12 protein-coding genes and 1 pseudogene are annotated in these 16,789 nt (G+C 61.1%); 8 read left to right on the forward strand and 5 right to left on the reverse strand.

Features of this window, described 5'->3' with window-relative positions:
- Positions 1 to 475 precede the first annotated feature (475 nt).
- Positions 476 to 742: a hypothetical protein gene (locus AC3A6M_RS04350; RefSeq protein WP_487851497.1), complete on the forward strand. Its 267-nt coding sequence runs from the start codon at positions 476 to 478 to the stop codon at positions 740 to 742.
- A 123-nt stretch (positions 743 to 865) separates the two neighbouring features.
- On the opposite strand, the pseudogene AC3A6M_RS04355 reads toward AC3A6M_RS04350, so the two are convergent.
- Together AC3A6M_RS04355 and AC3A6M_RS04360 are read right to left on the reverse strand one after the other, a co-directional pair.
- Positions 866 to 1,366, reverse strand: a pseudogene (locus AC3A6M_RS04355) (GNAT family N-acetyltransferase); the annotation flags it as partial.
- Between the two features lie 109 nt (positions 1,367 to 1,475).
- The gene (locus AC3A6M_RS04360) at positions 1,476 to 3,536 is read right to left on the reverse strand and encodes a M13 family metallopeptidase (protein WP_487851498.1); all 2,061 of its coding nucleotides are present in this window, start codon (positions 3,534 to 3,536) and stop codon (positions 1,476 to 1,478) included.
- 643 nt (positions 3,537 to 4,179) lie between these two features.
- Here AC3A6M_RS04360 and AC3A6M_RS04365 point away from each other — a divergent pair.
- The 7 genes from AC3A6M_RS04365 (at position 4,180) to AC3A6M_RS04395 (ending at position 14,818) form a co-directional block, all read left to right on the forward strand.
- On the forward strand, positions 4,180 to 6,966 hold the full coding sequence (locus AC3A6M_RS04365) for a TonB-dependent receptor plug domain-containing protein (RefSeq protein ID WP_487851499.1): 2,787 nt from the start codon (positions 4,180 to 4,182) through the stop codon (positions 6,964 to 6,966).
- A gap of 211 nt (positions 6,967 to 7,177) precedes the next feature.
- On the forward strand, positions 7,178 to 7,426 hold the full coding sequence (locus AC3A6M_RS04370; RefSeq protein ID WP_487851500.1) for a BrnA antitoxin family protein: 249 nt from the start codon (positions 7,178 to 7,180) through the stop codon (positions 7,424 to 7,426).
- A gap of 137 nt (positions 7,427 to 7,563) precedes the next feature.
- A complete protein-coding gene (locus tag AC3A6M_RS04375; protein WP_487851501.1) occupies positions 7,564 to 9,627 on the forward strand; it encodes an alkaline phosphatase D family protein in 2,064 nt (687 codons plus the stop codon).
- Positions 9,628 to 9,903: 276 nt separating this feature from the next.
- Complete coding sequence (locus AC3A6M_RS04380; RefSeq protein ID WP_487851502.1) at positions 9,904 to 12,297, forward strand: M1 family metallopeptidase; 2,394 nt, start codon at positions 9,904 to 9,906, stop codon at positions 12,295 to 12,297.
- Between the two features lie 94 nt (positions 12,298 to 12,391).
- Positions 12,392 to 12,526: a hypothetical protein gene (locus AC3A6M_RS04385; RefSeq protein ID WP_487851503.1), complete on the forward strand. Its 135-nt coding sequence runs from the start codon at positions 12,392 to 12,394 to the stop codon at positions 12,524 to 12,526.
- Positions 12,523 to 13,035, forward strand: coding sequence for a DUF6702 family protein (locus AC3A6M_RS04390; protein ID WP_487851504.1), 513 nt, complete (start codon positions 12,523 to 12,525; stop codon positions 13,033 to 13,035). Before AC3A6M_RS04385 ends, AC3A6M_RS04390 begins: the two co-directional genes overlap by 4 nt.
- A gap of 544 nt (positions 13,036 to 13,579) precedes the next feature.
- Positions 13,580 to 14,818, forward strand: a complete 1,239-nt coding sequence (locus AC3A6M_RS04395) for a cation:proton antiporter (protein ID WP_487851505.1) — start codon at positions 13,580 to 13,582, stop codon at positions 14,816 to 14,818.
- Positions 14,819 to 14,821: 3 nt separating this feature from the next.
- On the opposite strand, the gene AC3A6M_RS04400 is transcribed toward AC3A6M_RS04395, so the two are convergent.
- From AC3A6M_RS04400 to AC3A6M_RS04410, 3 genes are read right to left on the reverse strand one after another with little or no spacing between them, the layout of a single operon-like run.
- Positions 14,822 to 15,283, reverse strand: a complete 462-nt coding sequence (locus AC3A6M_RS04400; RefSeq protein WP_487851506.1) for a DUF305 domain-containing protein — start codon at positions 15,281 to 15,283, stop codon at positions 14,822 to 14,824.
- 33 nt (positions 15,284 to 15,316) lie between these two features.
- Positions 15,317 to 16,579 (reverse strand): DUF2254 domain-containing protein, encoded by a 1,263-nt coding sequence (locus AC3A6M_RS04405; protein WP_487851507.1) that lies wholly within the window; start codon positions 16,577 to 16,579, stop codon positions 15,317 to 15,319.
- Between the two features lie 17 nt (positions 16,580 to 16,596).
- On the reverse strand, positions 16,597 to 16,788 hold the full coding sequence (locus AC3A6M_RS04410; protein WP_487851508.1) for a hypothetical protein: 192 nt from the start codon (positions 16,786 to 16,788) through the stop codon (positions 16,597 to 16,599).
- Position 16,789: the final 1 nt, after the last annotated feature.

Below are 16,789 nucleotides of genomic sequence, written 5' to 3' on the forward strand. Positions count from 1 at the left end.
AAGATCCCGGCGCGGACAGGTTCATGCGATCAGTGAGCCGACGTACTCACCTTCACGTCGTACGCCAAATCGCTGTTGCTGAACTCCAGGCGCAAAGGTTCAAATCCTTTTTGTCGATTTTGAGAACGGACCGAAGCCGCATGCGGACTGCCGATCCACGGACTTTCCATCTCGCCGGGTCACTTGCGATGATTTGGCGAACGATTGCAGTGTAATAAGTGCGCGCGCCGCGCTACCGTGAAACGGTTGAAGCGTGAAAAGCGCGGGGTGAACGGCCTCTTTCGCGTAGTGGACGCGATTGCTGCCGCGCGCGCTGGAACGGGCTATTTGCTTTAGAGGTCGTCATTCGTCACGACGGGCGATGCATCCCATGCATATAACTGGCGCCGGGTGGTCTTCGTTAACGTGCCGATCGGCGCAATCGCGTCCTACGGCATCTGACGCTACATCCACGCTACCCCTGCCGGCGCGGCGCGTGAAGTTCGACACGTTCGGCTTCGTCACGCTGCCGTTCGCGATCGGCGCGCTGCGGATGCTGCTTGACCCGAACTACGTTACCGGCCTGTTCCCCATCTTCATCGATGGCATGGTGTTGTTTGCCACCCGCGTCCTGATGCCGACCATGTTGCAACGGCTGATGGACTGCCCGGCCATGCCTGGGCAAGGTGCAAAGCGTGCTTCTGGAAGTTTCAGCTCAAGAATGCCAATCGATGACATGAAAAGCATCGCAGCCACACGATGAGGCAGTGGAACGCACAGCGCTACCGCCTATATCGCATTGACCGTTTCGGAAATCCGCAAACTGCCGTCTCTGTGGCGCTTGTGACGAAGAGGCTACGGGGCGGCCCGAAATGCAGACCGCCCGTCAAGCCGCCGTCGGTATCATGTCGCCGGGTGTGAGCGAATACATGGCATCCGCGCACGGCGTCCCGCGTACCATCAGGCGGTTCTTCAGCAGGCCGTCGAAGGTGGCGCCAGCCTTTTCGGCGACACGCCGGCTGCCGTGGTTGCCGTCCTGGACCATGATTTCCAGGCGCGTCAGGCCGAGTACCTTGAAGCCGAAGCCGGCAATCATCCCGAGCGCGCGCGGTGCGATGCCCCGGCCCTGCTGCGACTGCCGGATCCAGTAGCCGACCTGGGCGAAGTTGTGCTCGCGGTTGATCTGGTTGATACCGATGCCGCCCAGGAGCAGTTCGCCATCTTCCGAGAAGATGCCCATGCTGTAGGCGGCGGCAGCCTCCAGGTTGCGCTCGCAGGCCTGCAACCATTGCCTGGCCTCTTCCAGTGAATAGGCGGCGTGACACCAGGGAAGTAACCGGCTTACCGTCGCCTGGGATTCGAGGGCGGCGGCGGCGAAGGCGTCGGCGTCTGAGTGGCGAAATCAAAGGGCGGCAACCGCGCCGGGCCCCGAATAGAGTGCCCGGCGTGAGGAGGCCGCATGGGGACGCGGCCTTGCCAGCTTCCGGTAGCAGCGTTTACCAGATGGTCACCCGATCCTTCGGCGCCAGGTACATCCTGTCGCCCGGCTTGACGCCGAACGCGTCGTAGAAGCCAGGCTGGTTCTTGACGGTGCCGTTGGCGCGGAACTGGCCCGGCGAGTGCGGATCGGTCTTGATCAACATGACCTGCATCGCGTCGCGCATCTTCGAACGCCATACCTGTCCGAAGCCCATGTAGAAGCGCTGGTCGCCAGTCAGGCCGTCGATTACCGGCGCTTTTTGCCCATGCAGCGACAAATGGTAGGCTTTATACGCGATTGCCAGGCCCGAGTTGTCGCCAATGTTCTCGCCCAGCGTCAGCGATCCGTTCACGTGGTAGCCCGGTACCGCCTCGAAGGCATCGTACTGCGCAACCAGGGCGCGGGTCTTGGCGTCGAATTTCTTGTGGTCGGCCGCGGTCCACCAGTCACGCAGGTTGCCGTCGCCGTCGTACTGCGCGCCCTGGTCGTCGAAGCCGTGGCTGATCTCGTGGCCGATCACGCTGCCGATGCCGCCGTAGTTCACGGCGTCGTCCGCGTTGGCGTCGAAGAACGGCGGCTGCAGGATTGCGGCCGGGAACACGATCTCGTTGTATTCCGGATCGTAGTAGGCGTTGACGGTCTGCGGCGTCATTTCCCACTCGGCGCGGTCGATCGGCTTGCCCAGCTTGTTCAGTTCGCGGTCGTAATGCACGGCGCGCGCACGCACCACGTTGCCGACCAGGTCATCCTTGTCGACCACGAGCCTGGAATAGTCCTTCCATTGGTTCGGGTAGCCGACCTTGACGGTGAACTTGGACAGCTTGACCTGTGCTTCCTTCTTGGTCGCGGGGCTCATCCAGTCGAGCGTGCCGATGTCCTGCTTCATCGCGGCCAGCAGGTTGTGCACCAGCCCTTCGATGCGCGCCTTGCGCTCGGCTGGAAAGTGCTCGGCGACGTACAGCTTGCCGACCGATTCGCCCATCGCGCCATCGACCGCGCCGACGCCGCGTTTCCAGCGCGGTTCCATCTCCGCCACGCCCGACAGGGTCTTCCTGTAGAAGGCGAAGTGTTCGTCGACGAAGGCCTTGTTCAGGTAGTTGGCGTAGCTGTCGATCAGGTGAGCCTGCAGGTAGGCTTTCCAGGTATCCAGCGGAGTCTTCGCCGCGATTTCGGCGAAGCCTTTCAGGTAGGTCGGCTGGCTGACGATCAGGTAGCTCACCTTGCCTGCGATACCGGTGTCCTTCAGCCAGGTGTTCCAGTCCCAACCCGGGGCCACGTCGCCCAGCTTGGTCAAGTCGATCTTGTTGTAGGCCTTGACCGGATCGCGCAGCTCCACCTTGGTCCACTGGGCGCGCGCGATCTCGGTTTCTAGCGCCACGATCGCTTTCGCATTGTCCGCTGCATCCTTGTCGCCGGCCATGGCCAGCATTTTCTCGACATGGGCCAGGTACTTGGCGCGTGTGTCGGACAGCTTGGCATCGTCGGCCTTCAGGTAGTAGTCGCGGTCCGGCATGCCCAATCCGCCCTGGCCGATGTCGGCGACGTACCTGGTGGAGTCCTTGTTGTCCAGGTGGATGCCGAAACCGTATGGGGTGCTCACGCCCAGCTTGCTCATGTGCGCGAACATCGCCGGCAGCTCGGACTTGTCCTTGATTGCGGCGATCTTCGCCAGTTCAGCGTTCAGCGGGGTCACGCCCAGCTGCTCAAGGCGCGCCTCGTCCATGAAGCTGATGTAGAAGTCGCCGATGCGCTGTTCGTCGGTGGCCATGGCGGCATGCTGGGCGGCAGCTTGCTCGATGATGGCGCGCAGTTGCGGCTGGGTATTCTCGCGCAATTCCATGAACGAGCCCCAGCTCGACTTATCGGCCGGGATCTCGACGGTCTTGAGCCACTTGCCGTTCAGGTGCCCGAAGAAGTCGTCTTGGGCGCGCACGGACGGATCGACATATTGGGTGGCGATGCCGGATGCCAGCGTCTGGCCGCCGTGTGCGGCTGTGTTCTTGGCCGATCCTTCGGCGGCGTGGGCGAATGCGGCGGTCAGTGCCAGGGTCAGCGCGCTCAGCGTGAATCGTTTCATGACGGTCTTTCTCCTCCAGTTGTTGTAGTGCCTCCGATTTTAATGATTCAAAAGAAGAATGACTATTACAGATTGTATATATTATATGTATAACTTGGGCTGTGATGGCGCCAATGCTGGTCGGTTAGTTGACTGCAGGCTAACGTCCGACCGATTGCGGAGTTGGCGGCAGGACCAGAAATTCTCCGATTATTAATACGAAAAAATCCCGCAAAGAAGCTAAACCGCTTTGCGATCCGCTGTCCCGCGAATCGTCTTATCCTTCTGCGCCAGGTATATGTATCTGCATAGGATATGTATCCTATTATACACTAATTATCGACTAAATTCTTCCCTAAAGATCACTTCAAAAGGATAAAAAACGCAATATACAACAAATACAAAAAAATACATTTTTTTATTTGACCCTAAAAATACACAGGTGATCCCATTGCCGGCTTGAAAGAAAGCATGGGGCTTTCGTTCAAGATTGCTGCATATACGGCACCTTGCGGCCGGCTGTTTCCACGCCCAGCCGCATTCAACACAGGAGAATAAGAAAATGATGGAGAAAGTTTTGTCCCGATCGATTCGCATGATCTGCCTCGGAGGTATGGCATTTGGCATGCAGGCGGTGTACGCGCAGGAGGGCCAGGACGCGTCGATGCAACGCGTTGAGGTGACCGGCTCGCGCATCCGCCAAGTCGACAGGGAAACGGCGCAGCCGGTCCAAGTGATGACCCAGGAACAGATTCAGAAGACGGGCCTGGTCACCGTGGGCGACATTCTTACCCAGCTGTCCTCGGCCGGCACGCCCGAGTTCAGCCGCGGCGGCTCGCTGACCTCGAATATCGAAAATGGCGGCCAGTACATTACCCTGCGTAACCTCGGCTCGAACCGCCTGCTGGTGCTCGTCGACGGCAAACGCTGGACCCAGACCGTCAACGGTTACACCGACCTGTCGACCGTGCCGTCGGCGATGATCGAGCGGGTCGAAGTGCTGAAGGACGGCGCCTCTTCGATTTACGGTTCCGACGCGATTGCCGGTGTGGTCAACATCATCCTGAAGAAGAAGCTGGACGGCGCCCAGTTGAGCCTGTACACCGGGGCGAATCAGAAAGGCGATGGCCGCAGCAAGGATTTCTCGCTGTCCTACGGCGCCAGCAATGACATGGGCCGCCTGATGATCGGCCTGTCGCACACCGAGCAGGGCGTCGTGTGGCCGTCCAAGCGCGACATCACCCGCTATCCGCGCGGCATCAACCACCCGACCGCAGGCTGGGGCATGGGCCAGTTTGGGGACATCAGCCCGGTCGAACCCCTCACCGGGGGGCAAAACAACGACCCGGACGCGGGTGGCTGGGAACGCGTGCTGAACCACCCTGGTGGCGTCGGTGCCGATCCGCGCAATCCGACCAACTACCACAACAAGTCGACCAGCATCGACGACAAGTACAACACGGCGCTGGACATGATGTTTCAAATGCCGAACAAGCTGGACACACTGTTCACGAAGGGCACCGTTGACCTGCCGTACGACATGCAGCTGACCACGACAGCAATGTATTCGCAGCGCAAATCGAGCACCCAGATCGCCGGTCAACCGCTAACCAGCGAAACCCAGCCGGGCTACAAGGTCTACATCGACAAAAACAGCTACTACAACCCGTTCGGCCAGGACCTGTACTTTCTCCGCCGCACCGCCGAAGTGCCGCGCGTGACCGATAACCAGAACCGCACCTTCCACGTCGATTCGACCCTGTCCGGGAATTTCACGATGCGCGGCCTGGCGTGGAACTGGGACGTCGGCTACAACCACAGCGCGCAGGACGGCTACATCTACTCGAGCGGCAACCTGAACCTGCTGAACCTGAAGAAAGCGCTCGGCCCGTCGTTTCTGAACTCCCAGGGCGTGGTTCAGTGCGGCACGCCGGCAGCCCCGATCTCGCTACAGGAATGCACGCCATGGAACATCGTCGGCGGCCCGTCGGCCTCCAATGCGCAGGTGCTGAACTACGTGATGTCGACTGGCCAGGCGACCTATGGCAGCACCATCAACAGCGCCACCGCCAACCTCAGCGGCGAAGTCTACCAGCTGCCGGCCGGCGCCCTCGGCGTCGCCGCGGGCCTGGAGCGCCGCGACGTAAGGGGCGACGACCAGCCGGGACAGTTCGAGCAGTCCGGCTACTCGAGCAACCTGGCCGGCAACCCGACCCACGGCCGCTATACGGTCAAGGAAGCCTACCTTGAGGTCAACATGCCGGTCCTGAAGAACGCGCCGCTGGCCCAGCTGCTGAGCTTCGACCTGGCCACCCGCCACTCGGACTACAGCAACTTCGGCGCCACCAACAACAGCAAGGGCAGCTTCATGTGGAAGCCGGTCCGCGACCTGCTGGTCCGCGGCACCTACGCGCAGGGCTTCCGCGCCCCGGCCGTCGGCGACACCTTCGGTGGCGGCGCGCAATCGTTCGACGACATCATGGACCCGTGCGACAGCAAGTTCGGCCAGCGCGGCACCGCGGGCGTCGATGCCCGCTGCACCGCAGCCGGTGCCCGTCCGGGCTTCCGCCAGATCGACCAGACCGGCACGCCTGTCACCAGCACCGATGGCACTCAGGGCATCGTGCCGTTCATCTCCGGCCTGGGTAACAACTCGCTGCAGCCGGAGCGCGCCAAGACCACGACCTTCGGCTTCGTGTACAGTCCGTCGTTCCTGCCCGGCCTGTCCGGGTCGCTGGACTGGTACCACATCAAGATCAGCAACCTGATCACGGGTGTGAGCGCGAACCAGACGGCCAACTACTGCTACGTCCAAGGCATTCAGTCGTACTGCGACGCGATCAAACGCGATCCGGTCACTGGCCAGATCAACAGCCTGTCGCACGGCAACGTCAACGCCGGTGGCCTGGAGACCGCAGGCGTGGATCTGTCCTTGAACTACCGCTTCCCGGCCACGCGGTACGGCCAGTTCGGCCTGCGTTCGGACTCGACCTTCGTCAGCAAGCTGCGTACGAAGGCGACCAACGATGCCGAATGGGTCAACCAGGTCGGCGAATATGACGCGGGCGGCGTCGCCGCTTACTACCGCATCAAGTCGAACCTGACGCTGGACTGGACCCTGGGGAAATGGAGCGCTTCGTGGACTGCGCGTTACTTCAGCCCGCTGCGCGACCAGTGCTACAGCCATGATGTGAGCACCCCGATCGAGTGCACCAACCCGACCGGCCAGGCCAACTGGGGTACTGGCTACAACCAGATGGGCGCGATGGTCTACAACGACCTGAGTGTCGCCTACAAGACCCCGTGGAAGGGCCAGATCATGGTCGGCGCTAACAACGTGTTCGACAAGCAGCCTCGCAGCACCATCCTCGGCGCTGCCTCGGCGTCGCGCGTTGACGCTAACCTGCCGATCGACCGCTTTATCTACGTGCGTTACAACCAGGCGTTCTGACCGAAGGGCCCGCATGGGCCCATTTCGGACGCTGTCTGATCGATGCCCCTCGGCTTACCTGAGGGGCGTATACAACTCAACGCATTTTTTTGCAGCTTGGATACGTATTTTATGCAACTCGTCGCGCCGCACGTATGGCAGCACTAGTAAAACGTATAGTGCTGCATCTCCGACTACACACACGTAGTTGGAATAAATCGAAGGAGACGAGATGGATTTTGCACCATACAGCAGCGACAACAATAGCGGCAACGATAGCGACAACGATAGCGCCGCCATGGCGCACCATCACCCGGTGGCCCGACGCAAGACTCGAATCACGATCTACTTGGACGACGAAATTCTCGACCATTTCCGGGCATTGGCGAAACGCTATGGCACCGGCTACCAGACGCTAATTAATGCTGCGCTGCGCAGCCGCCTGTCTGGAGCCAGCGGCGAACGCGGTTGGTTCGTATAATTCGCGGGCGCGGCAGCGCCTGTTATTATTTGCGCAAACCCTTTCGGGTACTGTCGGAATTTACGCGTGATGTAACGCATGTCCGCGACCGAATTCGGAGGCTGCGCTAGTCCCAAAACTAAACGGAGTGAAAAACAATGACGACAAGCCGTCGATCCTTTCTCAAAGCTGCCGCTGCAATTGGCGCTTCTCTGGCATGGGTCGGCCCGGCCCGGGCTTCGCGTGTGCGATGGCATGAACGGCGTGATCTGTATCCGCAAGGCGTCGCCTCGGGCGATCCCGACCCGCACAGTGTCATTCTCTGGACCCGGCGTCCGTTTGACGGGGAAGCGCGCCAGGTCTTGACTGTCGAGGTAGCGGAAGACGAGGCATTCCACCGCGTCATCGCGCAGGCCAAGGTGCCGGTTGCGAGCAGCGAGGACTGGACCGCGCGCGTGCTGCTTGGCGGTCTCAGTCCGGCGCGCGTCTACTGGTACCGGTTCCTTGATGCCGACGGCAACGGCAGCCGGGTCGGCCGCACGATCACCGCACCCTTGCCCAATGATCCGCGCCCGGTGAACTTCGCATTCGTGAGCTGCCAGCATCTCAATGAGGGCAAGCTGAATGCCTACCGCAGGATGATCTACGAAGACGAACGTGCGCCTGCCGCCGAACAGCTCGGCTTCGTCCTGCACCTGGGCGATTTCATCTACGAGATGGTCCAGTACCCGGAGGAAGTAAAGACCCGCTACGATCGCACGATCTATGAGGTGGCGCGCATCCCGGACGGTCACAAGATCGGCAACTTCCACATCCCGCTAACCGTCGATGGCTACCGCGCGATCTACAAGGGCTATCTTCTTGATCCCGACCTCCAGGACGCGCGCGCGCGCTGGCCGTTCGTCGCCATGTGGGACAACCACGAATTCTCGTTCCAGGGCTGGCAGGGTGTCCTCAAGGTGGGCGCGTTCGAGCAGCCTGGACAGAGCGTCAAGGTGGCGGCCAATCAGGCCTGGTTCGAGTATCTTCCCGCGCGCGTCACGCGCGGGAGCCGTCCGCTCGAACGGTTCGATCCGCCCGCCGTCAGCAACGTGCCGATCAAGGAGTTCGATGAGCATGGGCTAGGGATGGAAGCGAACAATCTGGCGGCAATCAACAGCCTCAAGGGCTACCGGGCGCTGCGCTATGGCCGGCACCTGGACCTGATCATCACCGACCAGCATAGCTATCGGAGCGCGGACTCCTTCGGCGATCCCTCGCTCAATAAACTGTTCGGTAAGGAGTACATGGGCATGTTGCCGGAGCCGATGATGCAGATCCTGGACGGTGGGCGCGCCTATAACGGTGGCAATCCTCCTGCGGTCGTCAGCCACAATGGTGTCGAGGTGCCCAATCCGCAACGCAATGCGCCGCCGCAAACGATCCTGGGAATGGAGCAGAAGGCATGGTTCAAGGACAAGCTGCAGACATCGAAGGCGACGTGGAAAATTTGGGGTAATTCGATGGGTGCACTCGATTCTCGTGCCGACCCGCAGAACCTGCCTCCCGGCCTGACCAAAGAGCCGTGGCCGCCGCATACCTATGCGGCGCTGAGTGCCTATGATTACGGCTCGGCCTGGGCGGAACGCGCTGAAATCTACCAGCTTGTACGCGATGCGAACATCACAGGCTTCGCGATCGTCTCGGGGGACCGTCACAGCTTCTGGGCCGGATACGCAAGTGCCGAACTTCCGCCCGGCAAGTTCGATCCGGTCGGCTTGAGCTTCGTCGGCGGGTCGCTTACCAGTGCCGGCACCATGGAGGCCTATGAGCACAAGCTTCCAAAGAATGCGCCCTTGCGCGCGCTGTTCCTTGCGGATAAGGAGGGAGGCACAAAGCCGGACTGGACCCATAACCTGCTGCTCAAGCATGGCGTCCGTTCATGCCTGGACTACGCAAAAAATTTCGACCTCGAGCGCGCACGGTCGCTGTCGAATCCCGATCTGGCGCCGCACCTCGAATTCATCGATCTCGGCGGGCACGGTTATTCAAAGGTACGGTTGTCGGCCGATGAAATGCGCACCGAATTCGTCTGCATTCCACGCCCGGTCACGCGCAGTGAAAGGCCGGATGGGGGCGACATCAGGTACCGGGTCGTGCACACAGCGGCGCTGTGGAAGAGCGGAGCGCGCCCGCGGCTGAAGACGTCGGTGCTTGAAGGCGACATTGGACTTGCAATGTGACAGAGTCGCGTCGTGATCTTCCAGATCGATGACGAGCGACCGAAGCCAACGCGCAGGACTCGTCTTCGTCAGGTCGGGCGCCAAGGACGCCAAGCCGGAAGTTAAAGCAGCTGCCGGCCAAGGCAGCGAAGCAGTAGTAAGCAAGTAAAGCAGCACCCCAATAGAGTGGGCACCCCGTACCCACGCGTGACGTTAGCCATGTGCCGACCCCATGCGTGGACAAGGCGTGCCCACTCTGCATTTCGAGACCCGATACATATACATACAAACCGAGACATGAACCTGAAACGCCTGCCTGCCGGCCTCCTGCGGGCCCTACCTACCCTGACCCTGATCGCCTTCGCCGGCGTCGCCTCCGCCCAGCAATTCGACGATAAGTTCCGCCAGCTTGACGAACTGCTGCCCACGCCCACCGATACCCGCACCGCTTCGGGGGGCCCTGGTCACGCCTACTGGCAGCAACGCGCCGACTACAAAATCCGCGCCAAGCTGGACGAAGCCAATCACGCAATCACCGGCAGCGAGACCATCACCTACCACAACAACTCGCCGGACACGCTGAACTACCTGTGGCTCCAGCTCGACCAGAACCTGTTCAAGCCGAACTCGAACGGGCGTACCTCGGCAACGGTAATGTCGCGCCAAGCCTGGGAAAAAGGGACGCCGGAGACGGGCGTGAAGTTCGACGGGATGCGCACGATGCTGGAATCGCGCTTGTTCGACGGAGGCTTCAACATCACCGCGCTGAAGGATGCGGGCGGCGCGCCGCTGCGCTACGTTATCAATGGCACCATGATGCGCATCGACCTGCCGCAGCCGATGAAGCCGGGCGCGAAGCTGTCGTTCGCGGTCGAATGGCACTACAACATCAACAACCAGAAAGTCGTGCACGGCCGCTCTGGCTACGAAAGCTTTGACGACAAGAACGATCTGTTCGCAATTGCCCAGTGGTTCCCGCGCATGGCCGCCTACTACGACGCCCACGGCTGGCAGCACAAGCAGTTCCTGGGCGCCGGCGAGTTCACGCTGGAATTCGGCGACTACGACGTCGAGCTGACCGTCCCGTCCGACCACATTGTGGCCGCGACCGGCGAGCTGCAGAATCCGGACGCGGTGCTCACCCCGGCCCAGCGCGAGCGTCTGAAGCAGGCCCGCACAGCAAAACAGCCGGTGCTGATCGTGAGCCAGGCTGAGGCCGAAGCCAAGGAAAAGACACGCGCCACGGATACCCGCACTTGGCGCTTCCGCGCGAAAAACGTGCGCGACTTCGCCTTTGCCTCGAGCCGCAAGTTCATCTGGGACGCGCAGGGCTACAAGAAGGATGGTACCGACGCCCTGGCCATGTCCTTTTACCCGAAGGAGGGCAATCCATTGTGGGGCAAATATTCGACCCACGCGGTCATGCACACGCTAGAACAGTACAGCAAGTACTCCTTCGACTATCCCTACCCGGTCGCCATCTCGGTCAATTTCGACGTCGGCGGCGGTATGGAATACCCAATGATCTCGTTCAATGCGCCGCGTCCGACCAAGGACAAAAAAACCGGCGAGATCACCTATTCGAAGAACGCCAAGTACAGCCTGATCGGCATCGTGATCCACGAAGTCGGCCACAATTACTTCCCGATGATCGTCAACTCCGACGAGCGCCAGTGGGCCTGGATGGACGAAGGCATCAACAGCTTCGTGCAGTACCTGGCCGAACAGGCCTGGGAAGAGAACTACCCGCGGTCGCGCGGCGAACCGCGTGCGATCGTCGACTACATGAAGAGCGCAATCCAGCAGCCGATCATGACCAACTCCGAGTCGATCACGGCGTTGGGTCCGAACGCCTACGACAAGCCGACCGCAGCGCTGAACATCCTGCGCGAAACGGTACTGGGCCGTGAGCTGTTCGACTTCGCCTTCAAGGAATACGCGCGCCGCTGGAAGTTCAAGCGCCCGACCCCAGCCGACTTCTTCCGCACCATGGAAGACGCGTCGGGCACGGACCTCGACTGGTTCTGGCGTGGCTGGTTCTACACCACCGACCACGTGGACGTGAGCGTGGACGGCATCAGCGAATACACCATCGGCACCAAGGACCCGGAAATCGAGAAGGCCTGGAAGCGTGCACGCCACGACGAGGAACCGGTCTCGATCACCGACCAGCGCAATAAGGGCACGCTGCCGCGCCGCCTGGACTCGCACCCGGAGCTGAAGGACTTCTACAACGAGCACGACGAATTCACGGTCACGAACAAGGACCGCCACAAGTACAACGAAACGGTCGAAGGCCTGGAGGATTGGGAAAAGGCGCTGCTGAAGGAAGGCAAGCACCTGTACCTCGTCGACTTCACCAACAAGGGTGGCCTGGTGACCCCACTGATTTTGGAAATTACCCTGGCATCAGGCAAGAAGTACGTCGAACGCGTGCCGGCCGAAGTGTGGCGCTACAACCCTAAAAAAATCACGAAGCTGATCATTACTGACGAGCCGATCACAAGCCTGGTGCAGGACCCGTACTGGGAAACCGCCGACGTCGACCAGAGCGACAACGCCTGGCCGCGCAAGGCGACCCCGTCGCGTCTCGAGCTATTCAAGTCGCAGCGTGGTAGCGGCGACGACATGATGAAGGACTACAACGAGAAGCTGAAGACTAAGGAAGAAGAAAAATCCGTAGCAAAATAACCGTAGGGTGAGCACCCCGTGCCCACGCGGATACGAGCAACATGCGTGGGCACGCTTTTGCCCACCCTACCAAAATGCCATCCCCAGTATGCACATGAAATCCCGCGTCACCGCCTTTTCCGGGATCGCAATCGCACTTCGAACTGTTCAGAAGAGCGACAAGAGGGATACCAAAGAAGTCGTGAAGGATGCCGAGCAGTCCATCCAAGCAGGCAGGAAGGCCGAATGAGTCTCAAACGCTTTATCAAGCAGTGCGTGAGTGTGATCGTCCTGGTCGGCTTCTGCGCACTGGCGCCGGGGCCGCTGCTGGCACATAATTTCCACGCCGGGATCACCGACATCAGCTACAACGAGCGTACCGGCAGCCTTGAGCTCGTACACACCTATATGACGCACGACGTCGAAGCGCTGCTGACCAACCTGTACCAGCGCCAGTTCGACCTGTCCGATCCCGAGGACCAGGCCGTGTTCCGCGAATACGTCAAAAAACAGTTCTGGCTGGCGGACAAGGACAAGCGCCGCCTGTCCCTGAACTGGGTCGGCATGACGGCTGACGCCCAGAGCGTCATGGTGTACCAGGAAGTGGTGCAGACGCCCAGCGCCAGGGTCGAGTTCATCCACGATGCCGTGATGACCGACTTCCTGCCCGACCAGGCCAACACCGTAAACCTGACGGTGGCGGGCAGCCTGCGCACATTCGGCTTCAGCAACAGCCATATCGAGTTTTCAGTCCACTAAGCCTTGCCACAGTATCGATGCGTCTTCGCGGTTGAGTGAGGGGCAGGGCGACTGGTCCGTTTGAAGGCTAGCATTAGCGAACTCATGTGGTGCAAAAGTGTGGTTTTCAACTAAGTGTTTGATTTATAAGGATGAGAAACGGCCTGCAAAGCCGTCTAGACGGGTTCGACTCCCGTCCTCGCCTCCAAATAATAAACATTCGGGCCTCATTGGAGGCCCGCTTCGTTTTTACGTGCCTGCTCTTCGGTAAACTAAATTCCGCATTAACGGGATTGGTTTGTGGACGCATTGTTAGCGGCCTGGCAGGCCGCTGCAGAGGACGTTCAAGGCTATCGAAGGGCGTTTGCGGAGCATGAACGACTATCTACCGAAGTCGTGGCGATTCACACCATGCAGGCGGGCCTTGCACATCATGCACTCCATCGGGCAGCGAGGCACCTCGGTTCCCATATACTCTCCTTATTTGATTACCAATCCGAATTGGGGCGTCGAACAGGCGCCCGTTACGCAGTCTCACTGGCGGTCAGCAAAGGAATAGAAAAACATGCCTGAAGCAGTGCCTGTATTTTTGGGGGTCACGGCCGTCATTGCGTGGCTCAACGCGCGCTACCTGAGGCTACCTTCTACCATAGGGGTGATGGCGGCGGCACTGATGCTGTCCGCTTCCGCCATGTGCCTCGACTACCTGGGCGTGGGACTGCCACGGGACTATGCCACCGAGCTCTTCGGGGCCATCGATTTCTCGGAAATCCTGATGGAAGGCATGCTTAGCTTACTGCTGTTTGCCGGCGCGCTGCAGGTCGACCTGGCGCGCCTGGCGAGCTACCGCTGGCAGGTCGGCCTGCTGGCGATCATTGGCACCATCGCCGCCGCCCTGGCGGTCGGTTTTGGTCTCTACGTGTTGCTGCCGCTGGCCGGCTTGCACCTGCCGCTGGTGTACTGCATGGTATTCGGCGCCCTGATCGCGCCAACCGACCCGATTTCGGTCACCGGTCTGCTGCGCAAGGTCGGCGCGCCAGCCAATCTCGAAACCGTGATCTCTGGCGAATCGCTTTTCAACGATGGCGTCGGCATTGTCATCTTTACCTTCATGACGGTGACGGCATCGCGTCATGCCGTTCCCGGAGTGAAAGAGACGATCGCGCTGATGGTCCGGGAAGCCGGAGGCGGCATCGTGTACGGCATCGTGCTGGGCTACCTCGCCTACCGGATGCTCAAGAGCATAGACAGCTACCAGGAAGAAGTGCTGGTGACCGTAGCGACGGTCATCGGCGGCTACAGCCTGGCGCATGTCCTGCATGTGTCGGGACCGCTGGCGATGGTCGCGGCCGGAATCCTGATCGGCAACATGGGTCGCAGGCAGGCCATGTCCGACGTGACCCGCGAACACGTCGACCAGTTCTGGGAGCTCCTCGATTCAATGCTCAATGCGGTGTTGTTCGTGCTGATCGGCTTCGAGGCGCTGGTGCTGCCATTTTCCGTGCCGCTGCTGGTGGCAGGACTGACAGCAATCGCTGTCACGCTTGGGGCCCGCTTGCTGACCGCGGGCTTGCCCGTGGCGCTGGCGGGAAGGCGCTCGGGCCTCCCGGACGGCGCCTGGCAGGTGCTGACCTGGGGCGGTTTGCGCGGCGGTATTTCGGTCGCGCTTGCCCTGTCCCTGCCGGCCGGACCGGAACGTGACGTGCTGGTGACGATCACCTATATCGTCGTCGTGTTCTCGGTGCTGGTGCAGGGCCTGACCGTGGAAAGGCTGGTGCGGAAGGTGGTCCGCTGCGCCGGATGACATTCACCGCTGCGGACCATTGCGCTCGATGTCCGCGATCAGGGCCTCCATCTCGGCGATCTCCTTGCGCTGGGTAGCGGCGATACCGTCGGCAAGCTTGCGCACGCGTGGGTCGACGATGCGGGCGCGTTCGCTGGTCATGATCGCGATCGAGTGGTGGGGGATCATGGCGCGCATGTAGGAAACGTCATCGACGGTACGCTGGCTGCGGACCAGCCACAGCGATACGGCAAACACCACGGCGGCGCCGATGAAAATCCAGGCGTTGCGCTGCCGGTCCTGGTACATACCGAGCATGAAGGCAAGCATGACGACGGCCATCGCGGCGCCCATGACGAGGGCCATCCAGGCACGGGTCTGGCTGAAGTGGACGTGCGCTGGTTCGTAGGTATTCAAGTACATCAGCCCGAACATCACCACCGTGGAACACAGGATCATTGCCGCGAAGCGTTTGTAGCTGCTCATCGTTAGCTCCCAGGAGTCAAGTAGAAGTTTTCGTCAGGCTTTCCCGGCGCTGCCGCTCCAGTACTCGGCATGGCGGGTGCGAACCTGGACCAGGTCGTGGTGAAAGTGCATTGCCTGTTCGGCGCGCGCCAGGGCCAGGCCGGCATGGCGGCAGGCGGCCGCCCGCATGGCGGGGCCGCAGCGCCCAAGGTCGCCAAGATGGCGCTGCAGGCGCATGGCAACCTCGATGGTGCCTGCGCCGTCCCGGGCAATGGCGTTGAATGCATCGTCGAACAGGTCATCCAGCGCCAGCGGCGGCACCGCAACCCTGTCGCAGATCGCCGGATCGGTCTTCTCGGCCTGGTGCATCTCGGTCAGCAGGCGCTCGAACGATCCGAGCACGCTGATCGCCGTACCTGGATCGTTAATGCCCGGCGACAAAGCGCGGCAGGCAATTTCCGATAGCGTGAGCAGGCCGAAGCGCGGGTCGTCGTCGAACTGTCGCTGGGCGCCGATGGTGAAAGCCTTATCGCAGGCTTCATTGTCCGCTTCGCCTTTCTGGTCGCGCGCCGGCCCGATGAAGCAGATCGGCCGTGTCGGACCCACATAGGCGCCGGGCAGCACGGCAACCCTGATCGTGCTGCCGCGCTTTTCGGCGATCCGCTGCAGTTGCGCGATATCGATCCGCTGCAGGTAGCCTATGTTTTTGCTGTAGACCGGTTCGCCCTCGGGCTTGCCGCAAGGCGCCGTTCCGCCGAGATGAGGAGCACGGCGCCGCCGCGCGAGGGCTGCCGCTGCGGCCTTTTCCACCTTGCCGGTGATGGAGCCGATACGTCCGAGGCGCGCGATCCGGTCGACCCAACGTACGAAGGTCAGGACCACGACGGCCAGCACGACGGTCATCAGCACGAACAGCGTGAAGCGGCCAGCGCGCCCGTAGTAGCCATTCATGGCGGCGCTCAGGCCGACGATGCTGAAGATGAAGGCGCCGACGAAGGTCGACAAGGCGTTCTGCGAAACGTCGTCGGCGACGATCAACGGAAACGCACGGGCAGTCGCCATCTGGCCTGCCGACGCATAGGCCGAGACCATGGACGCGACCGCGAAGGTGGCAATGCCGAGCATGCTGGCCGCAATTACCTTCAGGAGCTGGATCACTGAATCCTGTGACACTTCTGGCAGGGATGCATCGACTGCCATGCTGTCCGCCAGGTGGGCAAGCAGCACTCCGGTGACCGACAGCACGCAAGCGATCAGGGGCTTGATCCAGAGCCGTTCGCGCAGGCGGCTGAGGAGGAAACGGAGGCGGTCTCGCATGGTCGTCCGGCGGAGCGTCAGTCCGGCTGATTCTTGATTGCCACGCTGCGTTCGAAAACCGGATCACCCGTGTGCTGGGCGGATACTTTTTCGATAAGCGTGATGCGGTATTCCTTGTCGGCCACCGGATTGAGCAGCGTCCAATAGGCGGTACCACGTCTCACGGCCTGTTCGACATTCAATGCTGTTCCAGCAAACATATTGTTCATC

This window comes from Telluria sp. Soil_C_11 (genome assembly GCF_057657395.1).

What these genes read in the sequence shown, in the direction of transcription:
- AC3A6M_RS04360 (WP_487851498.1), bottom strand. Translation starts at nt 3,536, where the DNA reads ATGAAACGATTCACGCTGAGCGCGCTGACCCTGGCACTGACCGCCGCA.
- AC3A6M_RS04365 (WP_487851499.1), top strand. Translation starts at nt 4,180, where the DNA reads ATGCAACGCGTTGAGGTGACCGGCTCGCGCATCCGCCAAGTCGACAGG.
- AC3A6M_RS04370 (WP_487851500.1), top strand. Translation starts at nt 7,178, where the DNA reads ATGGATTTTGCACCATACAGCAGCGACAACAATAGCGGCAACGATAGC.
- AC3A6M_RS04375 (WP_487851501.1), top strand. Translation starts at nt 7,564, where the DNA reads ATGACGACAAGCCGTCGATCCTTTCTCAAAGCTGCCGCTGCAATTGGC.
- AC3A6M_RS04380 (WP_487851502.1), top strand. Translation starts at nt 9,904, where the DNA reads ATGAACCTGAAACGCCTGCCTGCCGGCCTCCTGCGGGCCCTACCTACC.
- AC3A6M_RS04385 (WP_487851503.1), top strand. Translation starts at nt 12,392, where the DNA reads ATGAAATCCCGCGTCACCGCCTTTTCCGGGATCGCAATCGCACTTCGA.
- AC3A6M_RS04390 (WP_487851504.1), top strand. Translation starts at nt 12,523, where the DNA reads ATGAGTCTCAAACGCTTTATCAAGCAGTGCGTGAGTGTGATCGTCCTG.
- AC3A6M_RS04395 (WP_487851505.1), top strand. Translation starts at nt 13,580, where the DNA reads ATGCCTGAAGCAGTGCCTGTATTTTTGGGGGTCACGGCCGTCATTGCG.
- AC3A6M_RS04400 (WP_487851506.1), bottom strand. Translation starts at nt 15,283, where the DNA reads ATGAGCAGCTACAAACGCTTCGCGGCAATGATCCTGTGTTCCACGGTG.
- AC3A6M_RS04405 (WP_487851507.1), bottom strand. Translation starts at nt 16,579, where the DNA reads ATGCGAGACCGCCTCCGTTTCCTCCTCAGCCGCCTGCGCGAACGGCTC.
- AC3A6M_RS04410 (WP_487851508.1), bottom strand. Translation starts at nt 16,788, where the DNA reads ATGAACAATATGTTTGCTGGAACAGCATTGAATGTCGAACAGGCCGTG.